Here is a 15,140-nt window from a genome sequence, read left to right as displayed (position 1 = left end):
ACTCACTGGGGAAGCCCGAGCTGCTGCGAGCAGTGCGGCCAGGCGCCGTAGCCACCGTTGGCGGCGCGGAGCCGCTCGGCGATCATGATCTGGTACTCGCGGCTCTGCTGGTGCGGGTACCCCTCGCCGCCGTAGCTGCGCCAGGTGCTGAGGTTGAACTGCAGGCCGCCGTAGTAGCCGTTGCCGGTGTTGATGGCCCAGTTGCCGCCGGACTCGCACTGCGCGAGCCGGTCCCACACGGTGCCGCCGGAGGCGAAGTTGGCGGTCGGCTCCTCCTTGGTGCCGACCCGGACGATCGCGTCGACGGGCGCGCTGAGCACCTTCTGCTTCAGCACCTTGCGGGCGACGAGCTCGCCGTTGCGGAACGTGAGGCGGTAGGTGACGTCGCGGGCACCGGTCTCGCCGGAGCGGACGACCTCGGTCTCGCCCTCGAACATCGAGGCGTCCTCACGCTCGATGGTCGAGAAGTCGACGGTCTCGTTGGCGAACCGCTTCTTCACCACGCGGAAGTCGGTGAAGACGACCTTGTCGCCGTCCTCGAGGGTGGCCTTCTTGCCGGGCGTCACCTTGTCGATCTTCTCGACCTTGACGCCCATCTCCTCGAGGGCGTCCTTGGCGGTGAGTGCGGTCAGCTCGCGCTTGACGAACTTCTTGTCGGCGACCTTGATACGCAGCGTCTTGGGGGTGACGACCTCGAGGGCCATGCCGTCGCGGCTGATGCTGGCGCCACGGCTGACGGACAGGTCGGCGCCCTCGTAGCGGGTGCCGATCTCGCCGAGCGCAGCGTTCACGTCGGTCGAGGTCACCCAGTGGGTGGACTCGTCGCCGTCGACGGTCAGCTCGAGCGGCCGTGCGAAGCGGACGCTGATCCGGTCGCCGTCGTCGATCTGCTCGTCGAGGCCCGGCGCGACGAGGTCGCGCTCGCCGATCTCGATGCCCTCGGCCTCGAGGACCTCGCCGACGGTGTCACCCATGGTGGAGACCTGCTGGGTGGAGCCGTCGAGGGACAGCGTCACGTCGCGGTTCAGGGCGGAGTAGCCCCAGGTGGTGCCGGCGACCGCCAGCAGGACGGTGGTGCTCAGGGCGACCAGGGCGGCGCGGCTGCGGAACAGGCTTGCGAAGGTGGTGTGCTGGAAGAAGCGCACGATTCTCCGGACGTCGTACTCCCCGGGCCTCGGGCCAGCGCGCCTGCTCACACCACTCGGGGCCGTGGGGGCTCCGTGGGGAAGTGTGACGGGGGTGGGGCGGCACGGCTGCGTCGCTGCGTCCGTGCCTCGCGCTGGTGGAAATCGGTCCCGATCCCGGCCAACAGTCACAGGACGATAACGACGACTGCGGGCCCCGCCAACTCCTCACGGCAGATTTGTGGACGGACGTGACCAGACTTACGTGTCCGGAAATCGGACGTCAGCGTCCCCGTGCCCTCACCAGGCACCCCCGAACGCCCGCTCGGTGTTGGCGTCGATCGCCCTGCACAGCTGCTCGAGGTCGTCGCCGCGGACCTCCGCCATCGCCCGCACCGTGAGCGGCACGAGGTACGACGCGTTGGGGCGGCCGCGGTAGGGCGTCGGAGTCAGGTACGGCGCGTCGGTCTCCACGAGGACCCGGTCCTGCGGGGTGACGACCAGCGCGTTGCGCAGCGGCGCGGCGTTCTTGAAGGTGACCGTGCCGGCGAAGGAGAGGTAGGCGCCGCGGTCGAGGCAGCGGCGCGCGAAGTCGGCGTCGCCGGAGAAGCAGTGCATCACCCAGCGGTCGGGCGCCCCCTCTGCGTCGATGACCTCGAGCACCTCGTCGTGCGCGTCGCGGTCGTGGATCACCAGCGTCCTGTCGAGCCGCTTGGCGAGGTCGAGGTGGCGAACGAACGACTCCACCTGGGCGGCGCGGCCGTCCTCGCCGGTGCGGAAGTGGTCCAGTCCGGTCTCCCCCACTGCGCGCACCTTGTCGTGGGCCTGCGCCAGCCGCTCGATCTCGGCCAGCGCCTCGTCGAGGGTGCCGGCGGCCGCGTGGCGCGGCGCCTCGTTGGGGTGCAGGGCGACGCCGGCGACCAGCGCGTCGTGGGTCGCGGCGGCCTCGACGGCCCACCGGGCGCCGGGCAGGTCGCAGCCGATCTGCACGATCCGGGTGACCCCGACGGCCGCCGCCTCGGCCAACGCGTCCTCGGTGGCCAGCCAGTCGCCGTCGGCGATGTCGAGGTGGCAGTGGTTGTCGACGACCGGGTGGGGCAGCGGCTCGGGGCGCGGCGGGCGCTCGCGGTCGCGCCGGGCACCGCTCTTCTCCTCCGTCGCGGCACGGCTGCGGGTCGGCTGGTCGTTCACCCCACCGACGCTATCCGCGCCAGGATCGCGTCGGCCAACGGCCCCGGCGCCAGCGTGGGGATCCAGTGGCTGACGTCGTCGAGCACGACCAGCTCGTACGGCGCGTCGACGTACCGCTCGCAGGCCTCGGCGCCGACCCGGGACAGCGCGACGTCGCCGGTGCTCCACACGTACGTCGTGGGCACGGCGACCCGGCGTCCGGCGTACCCGGGCGAGGAGAGCATCACCGCGCGGTACCACGACAGCCCGCCGCGCAGCGCGCCGTCGGAGACGATCTCCTCCCGCACCCGGGCGAGGTCCTCGTCGGTCATCCCGCCCCGCCGCAGCAGGTCCTCGAGCACGTGCGGCCGGTAGCGCGCCAGTCCTTCGACGAGGAACGGGACGTTGAAGGGCAGGAAGTACCACGAGTCCCGCAGCTGGGGTCCGCGGCGGACGGCCTCGAGGAAGGCGCCGGGGTGCGGCACCGAGACCGCGGTGAGGGTGCGCACGAGCTCCGGGTGGTGGGCGGCCAGCGCCCAGGCGACCACCGCGCCCCAGTCGTGGCCGACGAGGTGCACCGGCCGGCCGATCCGCTGGCACAGCTCGACGACGTCGGCGACCAGGGTGGGCAGCCGGTAGGACCACCGGAAGCGGGGCCGGGCGCCGGGGCTGTAGCCGCGCTGGTCGGGGGCCAGGGTGCGCAGCCCCCCGGCGTTCAGCCGCTCGCTGACCGCCTCCCACGAGGTGGCCCGCTCCGGGAACCCGTGCAGCAGCAGGACGGGGTCGCCGTCGGCCGGCCCGGAGTCGGTGACGGCGAAGACCAGGCCGTCCCTCGGGAAGCTCGTCAGCCCGCTCACGACGCGTGCACCACCTGGTAGACCTCCCGCTTCGGGATCCCGGCGAGCCGCGCCACCTCGGCGATCGCCTCCTTGCGGCTGCGGCCCCGCTCCTCGAGGTCGGCGACCGCCTGCCGCAGGCTCTCGGGGTCGCTCCCGACCGCCGCGGTCGGCTCGGCGCCGGCCACCACGATCGTCACCTCGCCGCGGACGCCTTCCGCCGCCCACGCGACGAGCTCGCCCAGCGGCCCGCGGCGGACCTCCTCGTGGGTCTTGGTGAGCTCGCGGCACACGGCGGCCGGCCGGTCGTCGCCGAACGCCTCGGCCATCGCGGCCAGCGCAGCCTCGGTCCGGTGCGGCGCCTCGAAGAAGACCATCGTCCGCTCCTCGCCCGCCAGGGACGCCAGCCGCCGGCCGCGCTCCCCCGCCTTGCGGGGCAGGAAGCCCTCGAAGCAGAAGCGGTCGACCGGGAGCCCGGACACCGCGAGCGCCGTGAGCACGGCGGAGGGGCCCGGCACGGCCGTCACGTGCACGCCGTGCTCGACGGCGGCCGCCACCAGCCGGTAGCCGGGGTCGGAGACGCTGGGCATGCCGGCGTCGGTGGCGAGCACCACCCGCTCGCCGGCCAGCAGCGCCTCGAGCAGCTGCGGCGTACGGGCGGTCTCGTTGCCCTCGAAGTAGGAGACGACCCGGCCGGACACCGTGACGCCGAGCTCGGTGGTGAGCCGCTTGAGCCGGCGGGTGTCCTCGGCCGCGACGACGTCGGCGGCGGCCAGCTCCTCGGCGAGGCGGGGCGGGGCGTCGGCGACCTGCCCGATGGGGGTCGCCGCGAGCACGAGCACGCCGGTCGGGCCGGACTGGCCTGCCGGGCCGGGGAGCGGAGTCACGCGGCCGATCATGTCAGGCCGACGGACGGGCGGGTACGGGCCAGTACGGGCCAGTAGAGTCCCGGGCGTGACGACCGCGGCCCCTCCCGAGCAGCCGGGCACCCGGCCGGTGCCGCCCTCCGCCGCGGAGCGGGCGCGGCCGCGCACCCGGGGCGAGGACCCGCTCGTCGCCTGGAGCGCCGCCGTCGGGATCACCCTGCTGGCGTTCTTCCTGCGGGTGTGGAACCTCGGCCGCCCCGACGACTTCGCCTTCGACGAGACCTACTACGCCAAGGACGCCTGGGCGCTGGCCAACTTCGGCTACGCCCGCTCCTACAACGTCACCGACAACCGGATCCTCGACGGCGCCACCCAGGGCGTCTGGGACGAGGGCCCGTCGATGGTGGTCCACCCCGAGCTCGGCAAGTGGCTGATCGCCCTGGGCGAGAAGGCGTTCGGGATGGAGCCGTTCGGCTGGCGGATCGCGTCGGCCGTCGTCGGCTCGCTGATGGTGCTGGTGATGTGCCGGCTCGCGCGGCGGCTCACCGGCTCCACGCTGCTCGGCTGCGTCGCCGGGCTGCTGCTGTGCTTCGACGGGCTCCACTTCGTGCTGTCCCGGCTCGCGCTGCTCGACATCTTCGTGGCGTTCTTCCTGCTCTGCACCGTCGCCTGCCTCGTCAACGACCGCGACTGGTTCCGGGCCCGGATGGCGGCCCGGGTCGCCGACCGGGGTGAGGTGGCCGGCTTCGGCCCGGTGCGCGGCCTGCTGCTGCGGCCCTGGCTGCTGCTCGGCGGCGTCTGCGTCGGGCTCGCCGTCGGCACCAAGTGGACCGCGCTCTACCCCGTCGCCGCCTTCGGCCTGCTGGTGTGGGCGTGGAGCTGGGGCGCCCGGCGCTCGTTCGGCGTCCGCTGGCCGGTGGTGAGGTCGGCGCTCGTCGACGGCGTCCCGGCGTTCCTGCAGCTCATCGTCGTCGGCTTCATGGTCTACGTCGCCACGTGGACGGGGTGGCTCGTCAACGCCCACGAGTACGAGACGCACCTGTCCGCGACGCAGTACACCCACTTCGACGGTGGCGAGAACTGGCCGACGCGCGACGAGTCGGACGCGGAGGGGGTCGGCGAGGTGTGGCAGTCGCTGCGGTCGCTGGCGAGCTACCACCGCGACGTCTACGTCTTCCACACCCACTTCCTCAACGACTCCGAGCACACCTACGCGTCCAAGCCGTCCGGCTGGCTGCTGCTCAACCGTCCGGTCGGGGTCTCCGCCGACACCGACATCGCGCCCGGCACCCAGGGCTGCGACGCGGCACCCGACAGCGACTGCCTGCGGCAGGTGCTGCTGCTCGGCACCCCGGTGCTGTGGTGGGGCGGCTGCCTCGCGCTGGGGTACGCCGTGCTGCGCTGGGTCGGCGGCCGGGACTGGCGGTTCGGCCTGGTCGTGGTCGGCGCCGCCTCGAGCTGGCTGCCGTGGCTGCTCTACGACGACCGGCCGATCTTCTCGTTCTACGCGGTGGTCACGCTGCCCTTCCTCGTGCTCGCGGTGACGCTCGCGATGGGCCGCATCATCGGTCCGTCCCGCACGCCCACGCCCCGGCGTACGGCCGGGGTCGTGGTCGCCGGCACGTTCTTCGTGCTGGTGCTGCTGAACTTCGCGTGGTTCCACCCGATCTACACCCACGAGCTGCTGACGCACTCGCAGTGGCTGGACCGGATCTGGTTCGACCACTGGGTCTGACCGGCGACCGGAGACAGGAGGCAGGCATGGCACGCAGGCGGTGGCCCGCCTGGGTCTACGGCAGCGGCGAGGAGCCCGACTACCGCTTCTCGTTCGCCAACGAGCGGACCTTCCTGGCCTGGATCCGGACCGCCCTGGCGCTGATCGCCGGTGGCGTGGCGCTGGACGCGTTCGACCTGGGGATGCGAGGCGGGGTCGACCACGTCGTCGCGGCCGTGACGGTGCTGCTCGGGCTCGGGGCGGCCGTGGCGGCCTGGTGGCGCTGGGCGGTGGCCGAGCGGGCGATCCGGCACCGGCGCCCCCTCCCGGCCCAGACCTACAGCGTGGCGCTGACGGCGGTCGTCGTCGTGGTCGCCGTGGTGCTGCTCATCGGGATGACCTGACGGTGCCCGATCGGGTCGAGGTCCACGACGTCGGCGCCCCCCGGGCGCGGACCACGCTGGCCTGGCAGCGGACGGCCCTCGCACTGCTCGCGGGCTCTGCCGCACTGACCAGGCTGACCGTCGACCGGCTCGGCTGGGTCGCCCTGGCCGCGGTGGCGGTCGCGGGACCGCTCGCCGTGTGGGTGTTCCTCGAGAGCCGCCGGCGCAGCGAGGACCGCAGCGGGCGGTCGCCGTTCGCCCTGGCGGTCGCGACCGTGGTGCTGGCCGGGGTGGAGCTGGCCGCACTCCTCACCGGCTGATCCGGCTGCCACCCGGACGGGGCATTGCCTCGACGTCCGGCCGGGGCGCAGACTCGAGGTCCGAGCGGCTGCGGGGGCACCGCCGAGGGCACTACGGGGGCGTCGTGGCCGACCAGATCACGTTGCAGGAGCTGAGCGAGTTCGTCACGGCGCGGGTCGCCGACGACGTACGCCGGGCCGAGGAGGCCGGCGACAAGGCGGCACTGTCCTGGTACGAGGGGACCCGGGTCGTGGTGGACCAGGTCCGCCGCGACGTCGAGGAGCGGCCGTTCGCCCGCGACGAGGTCGGCCGCTACCTGATGCGGTCGGCGCGGCTCTACCGCGACCACCCCGACTTCCGACTCTGGTGGGACTGACCCTCCCCACGGCTGCTAGCTGTACCCAGCAGCCCTCCCGGGCGTCAGCCCGGCTCGCCGCTGCGCTTGCGGCGCACGACGACCACGGCGTCGACCAGCGCGACCACGGCCAGCACGCCGGCGCCGACGACCCAGCCGGTCGCGGCGTCCGCGGCCCACAGCACCACCGCGAAGCCGAGGCAGGCCACCAGCCCGAAGGTCGCCAGCACCAGCCGCAGCGTCAGCGCGCTGCGCGCCGGCGCGGCGCCGCCGAGCCGGTAGGTCGGGTCGTGGTGGCCGGGTCGCGCCCGGCCCCGCCCGCCACCGTCCTGTCCGGGCACCACCGTCAGCCCGCGGGCTCGGAGGTGCTCTCGTCGCCGTCGGCCTCGCCGTCGCCGCCGTCCGGGTCGGTGACGTCCTCGCCGCGCACCTGCTCCTCGGGCTCCTGACCGTCCGCGCGCTCGGCGGCCTCGCCGGCGACCCGCTCCTCGAGCGCGTCGACGGTCTCGGCCTGGTGGTGCTCGGGGTTGTCGGGAAGATCCTGGTCCGCGGCGCGGTCCGTATGGTCCTGCTGCTGCTCCGTCATGGTGCCCTCCCGAGGGGTCGACTGCAGCGGTCGGTTCGAGGCTACTCCGCGGCCGAGGCGCTCACAGCCCCTGCCCCACCAGCTCGACGAGGTCGGCGATCGAGTCGTGGACGGCGGTCGGCCGGTAGGGGAATCGCTCCACGTCCTCGGGCCGGGTGGAGCCGCTGGTGACCAGCACGGTCCGCAGCCCGGCCTCCAGACCGCTGACGATGTCGGTGTCCATCCGGTCGCCCACCATCACGGTCGTCTCGGAGTGGGCGTCGAGCCGGTTGAGGGCGCTGCGCATCATCAGCGGGTTCGGCTTGCCGACGAAGTAGGGCTGGCGGTTGGTGGCGGTCGCGATCAGCGCGGCGACCGACCCGGTGGCCGGCAGCGTGCCCTGCTGGCTCGGGCCGCTCGGGTCGGGGTTGGTCGCGATGAACCGGGCGCCGGCCTCGATGAGCCGGATCGCCTTCGTGATCGCCTCGAACGAGTAGGTCCGGGTCTCCCCCAGCACGACGTAGTCGGGGTCGCGCTCGGTCAGCACGTAGCCGACGTCGTGCATCGCGGTGGTCAGCCCCGCCTCGCCCACGACGTACGCCGACCCGTGCGGGCGCTGCTCGGCGAGGAACTGCGCGGTGGCCATCGCCGAGGTCCAGATCCGGTGCTCCGGGACGTCGATGCCGCTGCCCAGCAGCCGCGCCCGCAGGTCGCGCGGCGTGAAGATCGAGTTGTTGGTGATGACCAGGTAGTCGAGGCCGGCGCGGTTGAGCGCCTCCACGAAGTCCTGGGCACCCGGGATCGGGACCTCCTCGTGGACCAGGACGCCGTCCATGTCCGTCAGCCAGGTCTCCACGGGCCGCTGCTCGCTCATGGCGACAGTCTGGCGGAACCGGGCGCGCGCTGGGGTGCGCCTCGTCCCACGCGGACGACCGTCATCACCAACAAGGGGGATGAAGCCTGCGCCGACCGCTCCTAGCGTCTAGGTACTCGGGTTGACCGCGGGGACGGGCGGAACGACCAAGGGGACAGATTGCTGCTTCGACGAACGGTGGCCCTGGTGGCGGCGGGGCTGCTCCTCGGCGCGCTCGTGACCCCGGTCGCGGGCGCCCCGGCAGCCGTGCCGCCGGACCCGGGAGCCCCCGTCGTCTCCGACTTCCCGCGCCGCGGAACGCCGCACGCCATGGACGGAACCGTCCTCGACGTGGTCGAGGTGGGCGACCTGGTCGTCGTCGCGGGCACCTTCCGCAGGGTCAGCCCCGGAGGGACGTTCCACGACCCCTCCGACGACCTCGACCGGTACGGCATCTTCGCGTTCGACGCCGACACCGGCGAGATCGATCCGCAGTTCGCGCCGCGGCTCAACGGGTCGGCGTACGCGCTGGCGACCGACGGGAGATCGGTCCACGTCGGCGGCGCGTTCAGCGGCGTCGCCGGCCAGACCCGTTACGCGCGGCTGGTGCGGCTGTCGCTGGACGGCAAGGTCATGAGCAGCTTCCGCGCCTCCCCCGACCTGCCGGTGACCGACCTGGCCGTCGACGGCAAACGGCTCTACGTGGCCGGCGCGTTCCAGAGGATCCGGACCGACTTCGGTCGGCCGTCGCGTGGCGCACTTGCGGCGCTGCGCACAGAGACGGGCAAGGTGCTCGACGCGGTGGACCTGCGCTTCCGTGGCTACTACGACCCGCACCGCAGCAACCGGGGCCGCACCAACGTCCGGCGTTTCGACGTCTCCGCCGACGGGGACCGGCTCGTGGCCATCGGCAACTTCGCGCGGGTCGACGGGAAGAAGCGAAGCCAGGTCGTCGTGCTTGACACCAGCCGCTACCGGGCGCGGGTGACCCGGTGGCGCACGGTCCGCTTCGACCGCCACCACAGCGTGTGCGGCAGCGCCGTCAGCAGCCCCGTCCGGGGCGTGGCGCTGAGCCCCGACGACCGCTGGTTCGTCGTCACCACCGCGGGCGGCTGGGGCGGCGGCAGCCGGACCGGCAGCCTGTGCGACACCGCCAGCGCCTGGACCACCAAGGGACGCGGCCGGCAGCCGCGGTGGGTCGCCTACACGGGCGCCGACACGGTCCTCGGCGTGGCCGTGACCGAGGCCGCGGTGTACGTCGGCGGGCACTTCCGGTGGTTCAACAACCCGTTCCGGCGGGCGAAGCCCGGACCGGGCGCCGTGCCGCGGCAGGGCATCGCCGCGCTGGACCCGCGCAACGGCCTGCCCCTGTCGTGGAACCCCGGCAAGCAGCGCGGGATCGGCGCCGAAGCCGTGGTCGCGACTGGGCGCGGGCTGTGGGTCGGCAGCGACACCACGCTGTTCGCCGCGCAGCGGCGGGGGCGGATCGCCTGGCTGCCGTGGGAGGGCGGCTCGACCGTGCCGGAGGTCGGCCGGGCGGTGCTGCCCAACGACCTGTTCGTTGCGCGGCACGAGCTGCTGCGGCGCCCGGTGGGGGCGGACGGTGTGCCGACCGGCGACCCCGTGCCCGTCGGCTCCCCCACTGACTGGTCGTCGGTGCGGGGCGCTGCGCTCGTCGACGGCGAGCTCTACCTGGGCCGCTCGGACGGCACCCTCGAGGCGCGCACCTTCGACCCGGCCTCCGGCGCCCTCGGCCCGCCGGAGCAGATCGACCTGCGCCCGGGCATCGACGGGCGACGGCTGCCGTTCCCCGTCGAGGACATCACCGGCATGTTCTTCGACCCCTCACGACACCGCCTCTACTACACGCTCCGCGGCGACCGCCGGCTGTTCTTCCGGGGCTTCACCCCCGAGAGCCGCGTCGTCGGCGCCGAGACCCATCAGGCCGCCCGGGACGGCCTCGACCTGCGGAAGGTCCGCGGCATGACGCTGGCCGGCGACCGCGTCCTGTACGGCGCCAAGGACGGCACGCTCCGCTCCGCCCGATTCGTCGGCGGTGGGCTGTCCGGCGAGCCCCGTGTCCTGAGCGACGACGGCAGCTGGCGGGCCAAGGGGCTGTTCGTGCCCACGGACTGAGCCGGCAAGCCCGGCCCGCTGCCCCTCAGCAGCCGCCCGAGAACGGGCTGGAGGCGAGTCCGGGGCCCGACGCGACCGTGCGGCCGTGCTCGAGGGTGAAGCCGCGCTGCCAGTCGGAGATCAGGTCGGTGTGGTTCATCTCCCGCTTCCCCTTCCCCACCAGGCTCAGCCGGAGCGTCAGCGGGACGTCCGGGATGGCGGCCTGGTTCTTCAGGGTGGCGGCGACCCGGCCGTTGACGAACCAGGAGATGTGGCGTCGGGTGACCTCGACGGCGACGGCCATCGGCCGGTTGTCGAGAGGCCCGACGTCGCGACTGCGCCGCCACTTCCGGGTGACCGCGTTGGCACCCATCAGCACCCTGCGGCCGTGGGCGGCGAAGTCGGCGACGGTGATGCTCCGGGCGCCGCAGTCGTGGTCGGCGGCCGACACCGGGACCAGCTCCACCTTCGCGCGGTAGTCGCCGCGGGACGACTCGTGCGACCGGGCCCGCAGCCGCACCTCCCAGCGGCCGTAGGTCAGGGCGTGGTCCCGCAGGGTGGCGCGGGTGGTGCCGAAGTCACCCCGGCCCGGGGCGTTCTCGCGCTTGCTCGAGATCGTCAGGCCCCCGTTGTGCTTCGCCACCCGGCCGGCGCCGCCGGTGTAGTCCTGCCACCAGCCACTGCGGTGGGTCCCGCGGTAGGGCGGGCTGGTCAGCGACTCCCCGGAGACCCAGGCGAAGTCGAAGCGCGCGGGCGCCCAGCCGAAGGCCTTGCTCGCGGTGGCGTTGGAGACGTCGCGGTGGGTGGCGGTCCGCTCCGGGGCGCTGCGGGAGACCGGGGCGGTGCGGGCTGCCACCCGGGGGGCCCGGTCCAGCACACGCACGTAGGTGGGGAACGACGGGAACCACCCGATCTCGTGGGCGCCCGCCGTCCAGTCCTCCATCCGGACCCGGTAGACGACGGTGCCCGGGTCGGCCACCGTCACGCCGAAGCGCCCGTTGCCACGGTCGTCGACGGTCGTCGTCTGCAACGTGGTCCAGGTGTCGCCGTCCACCCGCCGCTGGAGCGTCAGCTTCCGCCCGGGGATCGGCTTGAGGCCGTCGACGTCGGGCCGACGGAACAGGTCGGGGGTCGTGTCGACCCTGACCGTGAAGCGTCGTCCGGCGAGCACCTGGTTGGCGCGGAGCCCGGAGACGCCCGACACGGCCTTGACCGTCAGGTCCTGCGACTTCGCCTTGAACGTCCAGGCAGGCGTCACGGATCCCTTGGTCTTGACGCGGTACCTGATGCCGAACATCGACGGCGCCGGGTGGGTGAAGCGGAAGTCCCCCGAGCGGTCGGTGCGGGCACTGAAGCCCTCGACGCGCTCCCAGGAGTCGCCCGAACGGCCGAGGTGCTGCTGCAGCACGATCCGGCGCTCGCCGGTACGGCCGACGTTGCCGGTGAAGGTGACGGCCTGGCCACCGACGTACACCCGCGGCGAGACGGTCAGCGACGCGCGCGGGCCGGCGACACCCGGCTGCGGCGTCAGGGCCACGAGAAGACCGCCCAGCAGGGCGGTCACGAGTATGAGCGGAACTGCGTGGACGCGCGACGCACTGTGCATGGCGGACTCCAGCTCGGTATCGACCCCCGACTGATCGATTTCGAGACGAGCTGTCCCGCGGCGCGCGGCAGGCCCGTCCGCCCCGCAGTATGCGTGTTACCCGCCGGTAGGCGTTGTGACCGTGGTCACGGCGCGTCGCCGTCGGGGCCCTGACCGCCGGGCCCCGACGGCGACGCCGGCGTGGATCACACTGACCAGAGCACCGCCTCGACGGCGAAGTCGGCCGGCCGGTGCACGCCCTCGAGGTCCGGCCGCCGCTCGAGCAGGTCCTTGAGGCCGTGGGACCGCCACGCCTCGCGGCGCTCCCGGCCGACCACTTCCTCCCGCGACCGCGGCGTCTTCCGTCCCTGCTGCTCACTCATGTCGCCCCCTTTCCCGGATGTCGCGAGAAGACTCGCCGACCCGTGTGTCGCGGGCGTTACGGCGCGGCAACGCCAGGTGACGCGGAGGAGGGCTCAGCAGCTGCTGGCGTAACGGTTGCGCTTCACGGCCGACCCCGAGCCCACCTTGTCGCCCCGCTTGAGCGTGAAGCCGCGCTGCCAGTCGGAGACGAGCTGAGTGTGGTTCATCTCCTGGGCACCGTTGCCGACCAGGCTCATCCGCAGCGTCAGCGGGACCCGCGGGACGGCCTTGCGACCGACCGTGCCCACCACCCGGCCGTCGACGAACCAGGACACGTGCTTGCGGGTCACCTCGACGGCGACGGCGATCGACCGGTTGTTCACCTCGGCGACCGACACCTTGCCGCGCCAGGACCGGGGCGCCTTCACCGCGCCGTACCGGATGAGGCCCGAGTGGGCCGACATGTCGGCCACGGTGATCCCCGGGACACCGCAGGCGGCCCGCGCGGCCTCGTCGGCCGGGACCAGCTCGACCAGCGCCCGGTAGTCGGCGTGCGACGACTCGTGGGCCTTCAGCCGCAGCCGGGTCTCCCAGCGGCCGAACTTGAGGGAGTTTCCCTCGAGGGTGGCCATGGTGGTGCCGAAGTCGCCCAGCATCTCCTTGGTCTTGCGGCTGCTGTCCAGGACCAGGCCGCCGTTGTGCTTGCCGACCCGGCCGGCGCCGTCGGAGTAGTCCCGCCACCAGCCCTGGAGCCGGGTGCCGCGGTAGGGCGGGCTGGTCAGCGACTCGCCCGAGACCCAGGCGAAGTCGAAGACCGACGGCGCCCAGCCGTTGACCGAGCTCGCGGTACTGGTCGCGACGTCGCCGTTGGCGGTCGCCGGTGCCATCGCCCCGGTCCGGCTCGACGTGCCCGACGAAGTCGTCTCCGCGGAGTCGTCCGACGGGGCCGGCAGGACCGTCCGGGGTGCGCGGGGGTCGAGCACCTCGACGTACGTCGGGAAGGAGGGGAACCAGCCCACCTGGTCGCCGTCGCGGGTCCAGTCCTCCTGGACGACCCGGTAGACGACGGTGCCGGGCTCGGCGACCGTGACGTCGAACCGCCCGTGGCCCTCCTGGTCCGCGATCGTGTCGTCGACGTGCTCCCACTCGTTGTCGCCCCCCCGGCGCTCGAGCGTGAGCACGCGGCCCGGGAACGGCAGCAGCCCGATGGTGTCCGGGCGGCCCCACAGGCTGGGAGTCGTGTCCACGAGCAGGCTGAACTCCCTGCCGGCGCGCGCCTCACCATCCAGCTCGAGGGTCAGGTCCTGCGACTTGGCGTTGAAGGTCCACGCGGGGGTGACGGCGGCGCCACCGGCGACCACGCGGTACTTGATGCCGAACATCGACGGCGCCGGGTAGGTGAACTCGAAGGCGCCGTAGGCGTCGGTCTGCGCGCTGAAGCCCTTGATGTCGGCCCAGCCGTCCCCGGACCGGCCGAGGTGCTGCTGCAGCGTGATCCGTTGCTCGCCAGGCGCGCCGATGTGGCCGGTGAAGGTCAGGGCCTGGCCGCCGACGTAGTCGTCCGGCGTGACGTGCAGCGAGCCGTCGACCTGTGCCGACTGGGCCGCCTGGGCAGTCTGGGCCGCAGGCGCCAGGGCGAGCACGAGCACTGCCGTCGACAGTGCCACCACGAGACTTGTTCGCAGGTTCCGCATGACCTATCCCCCACAGATCGGGTCCTCCCGAAGGTAGGTCGGCAGGTCGGGTGGCGTCCTGAGAACTTTCGAGGCGGCGAAGGATGGTCCAGACGGGCCCTCGATCGGGGGCAGACACGCCGACCCGCCCGAAACTTTCGGGCGGGGGCGGAGTCAGGCGACCGGCACGTCCGCCTCGACCTCGGCGTTCCAGGCCTTCTTCACCCGGCGCCACGCCTCGTCGGTCATGGTGCGGCGCCAGTAGCCGCTGACCGACAGGTCCGCACGCGGGACGCCCCGGCCGCCGAGCAGGTGGCGACGCACCTCGCGCACCTCCCCCGCCTCGCCGTGGACGAAGCCGTGCACCCGGCCGGGACGGAAGTCGAGGGCGCGGACCGCGTCCACGAGCAGGGACGCGTCCTCCGGGCGGCCGGCGCGGTGGAGCCAGGTGACCTCGAGGTCGCCCGGACAGGCGAGGTCGACCTGGTGGTCGGGCCCGTCGCACAGCAGCACGGCGACGGCGCGGCTGCCCGCCGGCACCGCCTCCAGCGACGCGGCGATGGCGGGGAACGCGGACTCGTCGCCGACCATCAGGTGCCAGTCGGCGCGCGGGTCGGACCGGTAGCCGCCGCGCGGGGTCGTGAGCACGACCCGGTCGCCCGGCTGCGCCTGCTGGGCCCACGGCCCGGCGATCCCGGCGTCGCCGTGGACGACGAAGTCGATCGTCAGCTCCTGCTGCCCGGCGTCCCAGCGGCGCACGGTGTAGTGGCGGTGCGAGGGCCACAGCTCGGCCGGGTGCTCAGCCTCGACGGCCTCGACGTCGAAGGGCGCGGCGTACGGCGCCCCGGCCGGCGGGAACCACAGGACGAGATAGGCGTCGGTGACGTCGCCGGTCACCCCGTCGGCGTCCCACCCGGCCAGGCCGTCGCCGCCGAGCACGATCCGGACGAGGCCGGGGGTGAGCTGCTCGCGGCGCAGCACGGTGCCGTGGTGGGGCGTGTGCTTGCTGGGCACGTCGACTCCTCGTGGTTCCGGGCGCGTTCGCGCTCATCGGAGGCGAACGAGGTTAGGTCAGCCTAACAAGATCTGTTCGGGGACCCTGGTCGCGACCCGGGCCGTGACCCCGGTCCCGGGACCAGCGTCCCGACTCCACGCCTCGGCGTGAAGGAATTGTGTGGATTCGCGCGAAGCAGTCCGCAGCACCCGTGCCGGTGGCCGACCGTGGCTACCGAGAGGCC

The 15,140-nt window shown here is 73.4% G+C and carries 16 protein-coding genes; 5 read left to right on the top strand and 11 right to left on the bottom strand.

Translation table 11 applies throughout. The features are described from left to right. Positions 1-2: 2 nt before the first annotated feature. The 4 genes from ACFP2E_RS16575 to rsmI form a co-directional block, all read right to left on the bottom strand. Entirely contained in the window at positions 3-1,145 is a 1,143-nt protein-coding gene (locus tag ACFP2E_RS16575; protein WP_378523910.1) for a transglycosylase family protein, read from the bottom strand. 279 nt (positions 1,146-1,424) lie between these two features. Then, complete coding sequence (locus tag ACFP2E_RS16570; RefSeq protein ID WP_378523909.1) at positions 1,425-2,315, bottom strand: TatD family hydrolase; 891 nt, start codon at positions 2,313-2,315, stop codon at positions 1,425-1,427. After that, positions 2,312-3,151: an alpha/beta fold hydrolase gene (locus ACFP2E_RS16565; RefSeq protein WP_378523908.1), complete on the bottom strand. Its 840-nt coding sequence runs from the start codon at positions 3,149-3,151 to the stop codon at positions 2,312-2,314. The genes ACFP2E_RS16570 and ACFP2E_RS16565 overlap by 4 nt, the downstream gene beginning before the upstream one ends. Beyond that, positions 3,148-4,017 (bottom strand): 16S rRNA (cytidine(1402)-2'-O)-methyltransferase, encoded by an 870-nt coding sequence (gene rsmI, locus ACFP2E_RS16560; protein WP_378523907.1) that lies wholly within the window; start codon positions 4,015-4,017, stop codon positions 3,148-3,150. The genes ACFP2E_RS16565 and rsmI overlap by 4 nt, the downstream gene beginning before the upstream one ends. Before the next feature lie 67 nt (positions 4,018-4,084). On the opposite strand from rsmI, the gene ACFP2E_RS16555 reads away from it, so the two are divergent. The 4 genes from ACFP2E_RS16555 (at position 4,085) to ACFP2E_RS16540 (ending at position 6,769) form a co-directional block, all read left to right on the top strand. Further along, positions 4,085-5,731: a dolichyl-phosphate-mannose--protein mannosyltransferase gene (locus ACFP2E_RS16555; protein WP_378523906.1), complete on the top strand. Its 1,647-nt coding sequence runs from the start codon at positions 4,085-4,087 to the stop codon at positions 5,729-5,731. A 26-nt stretch (positions 5,732-5,757) separates the two neighbouring features. Continuing rightward, a complete protein-coding gene (locus ACFP2E_RS16550) occupies positions 5,758-6,114 on the top strand; it encodes a YidH family protein (RefSeq protein WP_378523905.1) in 357 nt (118 codons plus the stop codon). 2 nt (positions 6,115-6,116) lie between these two features. Further along, positions 6,117-6,413, top strand: a complete 297-nt coding sequence (locus ACFP2E_RS16545) for a DUF202 domain-containing protein (RefSeq protein ID WP_378523904.1) — start codon at positions 6,117-6,119, stop codon at positions 6,411-6,413. Positions 6,414-6,517: 104 nt separating this feature from the next. Beyond that, positions 6,518-6,769: a hypothetical protein gene (locus ACFP2E_RS16540; protein WP_378523903.1), complete on the top strand. Its 252-nt coding sequence runs from the start codon at positions 6,518-6,520 to the stop codon at positions 6,767-6,769. Positions 6,770-6,813: 44 nt separating this feature from the next. Here ACFP2E_RS16540 and ACFP2E_RS16535 read toward each other — a convergent pair whose 3' ends face one another. The 3 genes from ACFP2E_RS16535 to ACFP2E_RS16525 form a co-directional block, all read right to left on the bottom strand. Next, positions 6,814-7,089, bottom strand: coding sequence for a DUF6343 family protein (locus ACFP2E_RS16535; protein WP_378523902.1), 276 nt, complete (start codon positions 7,087-7,089; stop codon positions 6,814-6,816). Positions 7,090-7,094: 5 nt separating this feature from the next. Further along, complete coding sequence (locus tag ACFP2E_RS16530; protein ID WP_378523901.1) at positions 7,095-7,334, bottom strand: hypothetical protein; 240 nt, start codon at positions 7,332-7,334, stop codon at positions 7,095-7,097. Positions 7,335-7,395: 61 nt separating this feature from the next. Further along, on the bottom strand, positions 7,396-8,187 hold the full coding sequence (locus ACFP2E_RS16525) for an HAD-IIA family hydrolase (RefSeq protein WP_378523900.1): 792 nt from the start codon (positions 8,185-8,187) through the stop codon (positions 7,396-7,398). A 159-nt stretch (positions 8,188-8,346) separates the two neighbouring features. Here ACFP2E_RS16525 and ACFP2E_RS16520 point away from each other — a divergent pair, with 159 nt between their 5' ends. After that, complete coding sequence (locus tag ACFP2E_RS16520; RefSeq protein ID WP_378523899.1) at positions 8,347-10,302, top strand: hypothetical protein; 1,956 nt, start codon at positions 8,347-8,349, stop codon at positions 10,300-10,302. Between the two features lie 25 nt (positions 10,303-10,327). Here the strand turns inward: ACFP2E_RS16520 and ACFP2E_RS16515 are convergent, their stop codons facing one another. From ACFP2E_RS16515 to ACFP2E_RS16500, 4 genes are all read right to left on the bottom strand, one after another. Continuing rightward, a complete protein-coding gene (locus ACFP2E_RS16515; protein ID WP_378523898.1) occupies positions 10,328-11,845 on the bottom strand; it encodes a hypothetical protein in 1,518 nt (505 codons plus the stop codon). Between the two features lie 227 nt (positions 11,846-12,072). Then, on the bottom strand, positions 12,073-12,249 hold the full coding sequence (locus tag ACFP2E_RS16510) for a hypothetical protein (RefSeq protein WP_378523897.1): 177 nt from the start codon (positions 12,247-12,249) through the stop codon (positions 12,073-12,075). A gap of 93 nt (positions 12,250-12,342) precedes the next feature. After that, positions 12,343-13,923 (bottom strand): hypothetical protein, encoded by a 1,581-nt coding sequence (locus ACFP2E_RS16505; protein WP_378523896.1) that lies wholly within the window; start codon positions 13,921-13,923, stop codon positions 12,343-12,345. A 153-nt stretch (positions 13,924-14,076) separates the two neighbouring features. Beyond that, positions 14,077-14,916 carry a siderophore-interacting protein gene (locus tag ACFP2E_RS16500; protein ID WP_378523895.1) on the bottom strand — a complete coding sequence of 280 codons (840 nt, stop codon included), beginning with the start codon at positions 14,914-14,916 and terminating at the stop codon, positions 14,077-14,079. Between the last annotated feature and the right edge of the window lie 224 nt (positions 14,917-15,140).

It is taken from the genome of Nocardioides sp. GCM10027114 (genome assembly GCF_042659625.1).
GTDB lineage: Bacteria > Actinomycetota > Actinomycetes > Propionibacteriales > Nocardioidaceae > Nocardioides.
This window is presented reverse-complemented; position numbering and strand designations above follow the sequence as displayed.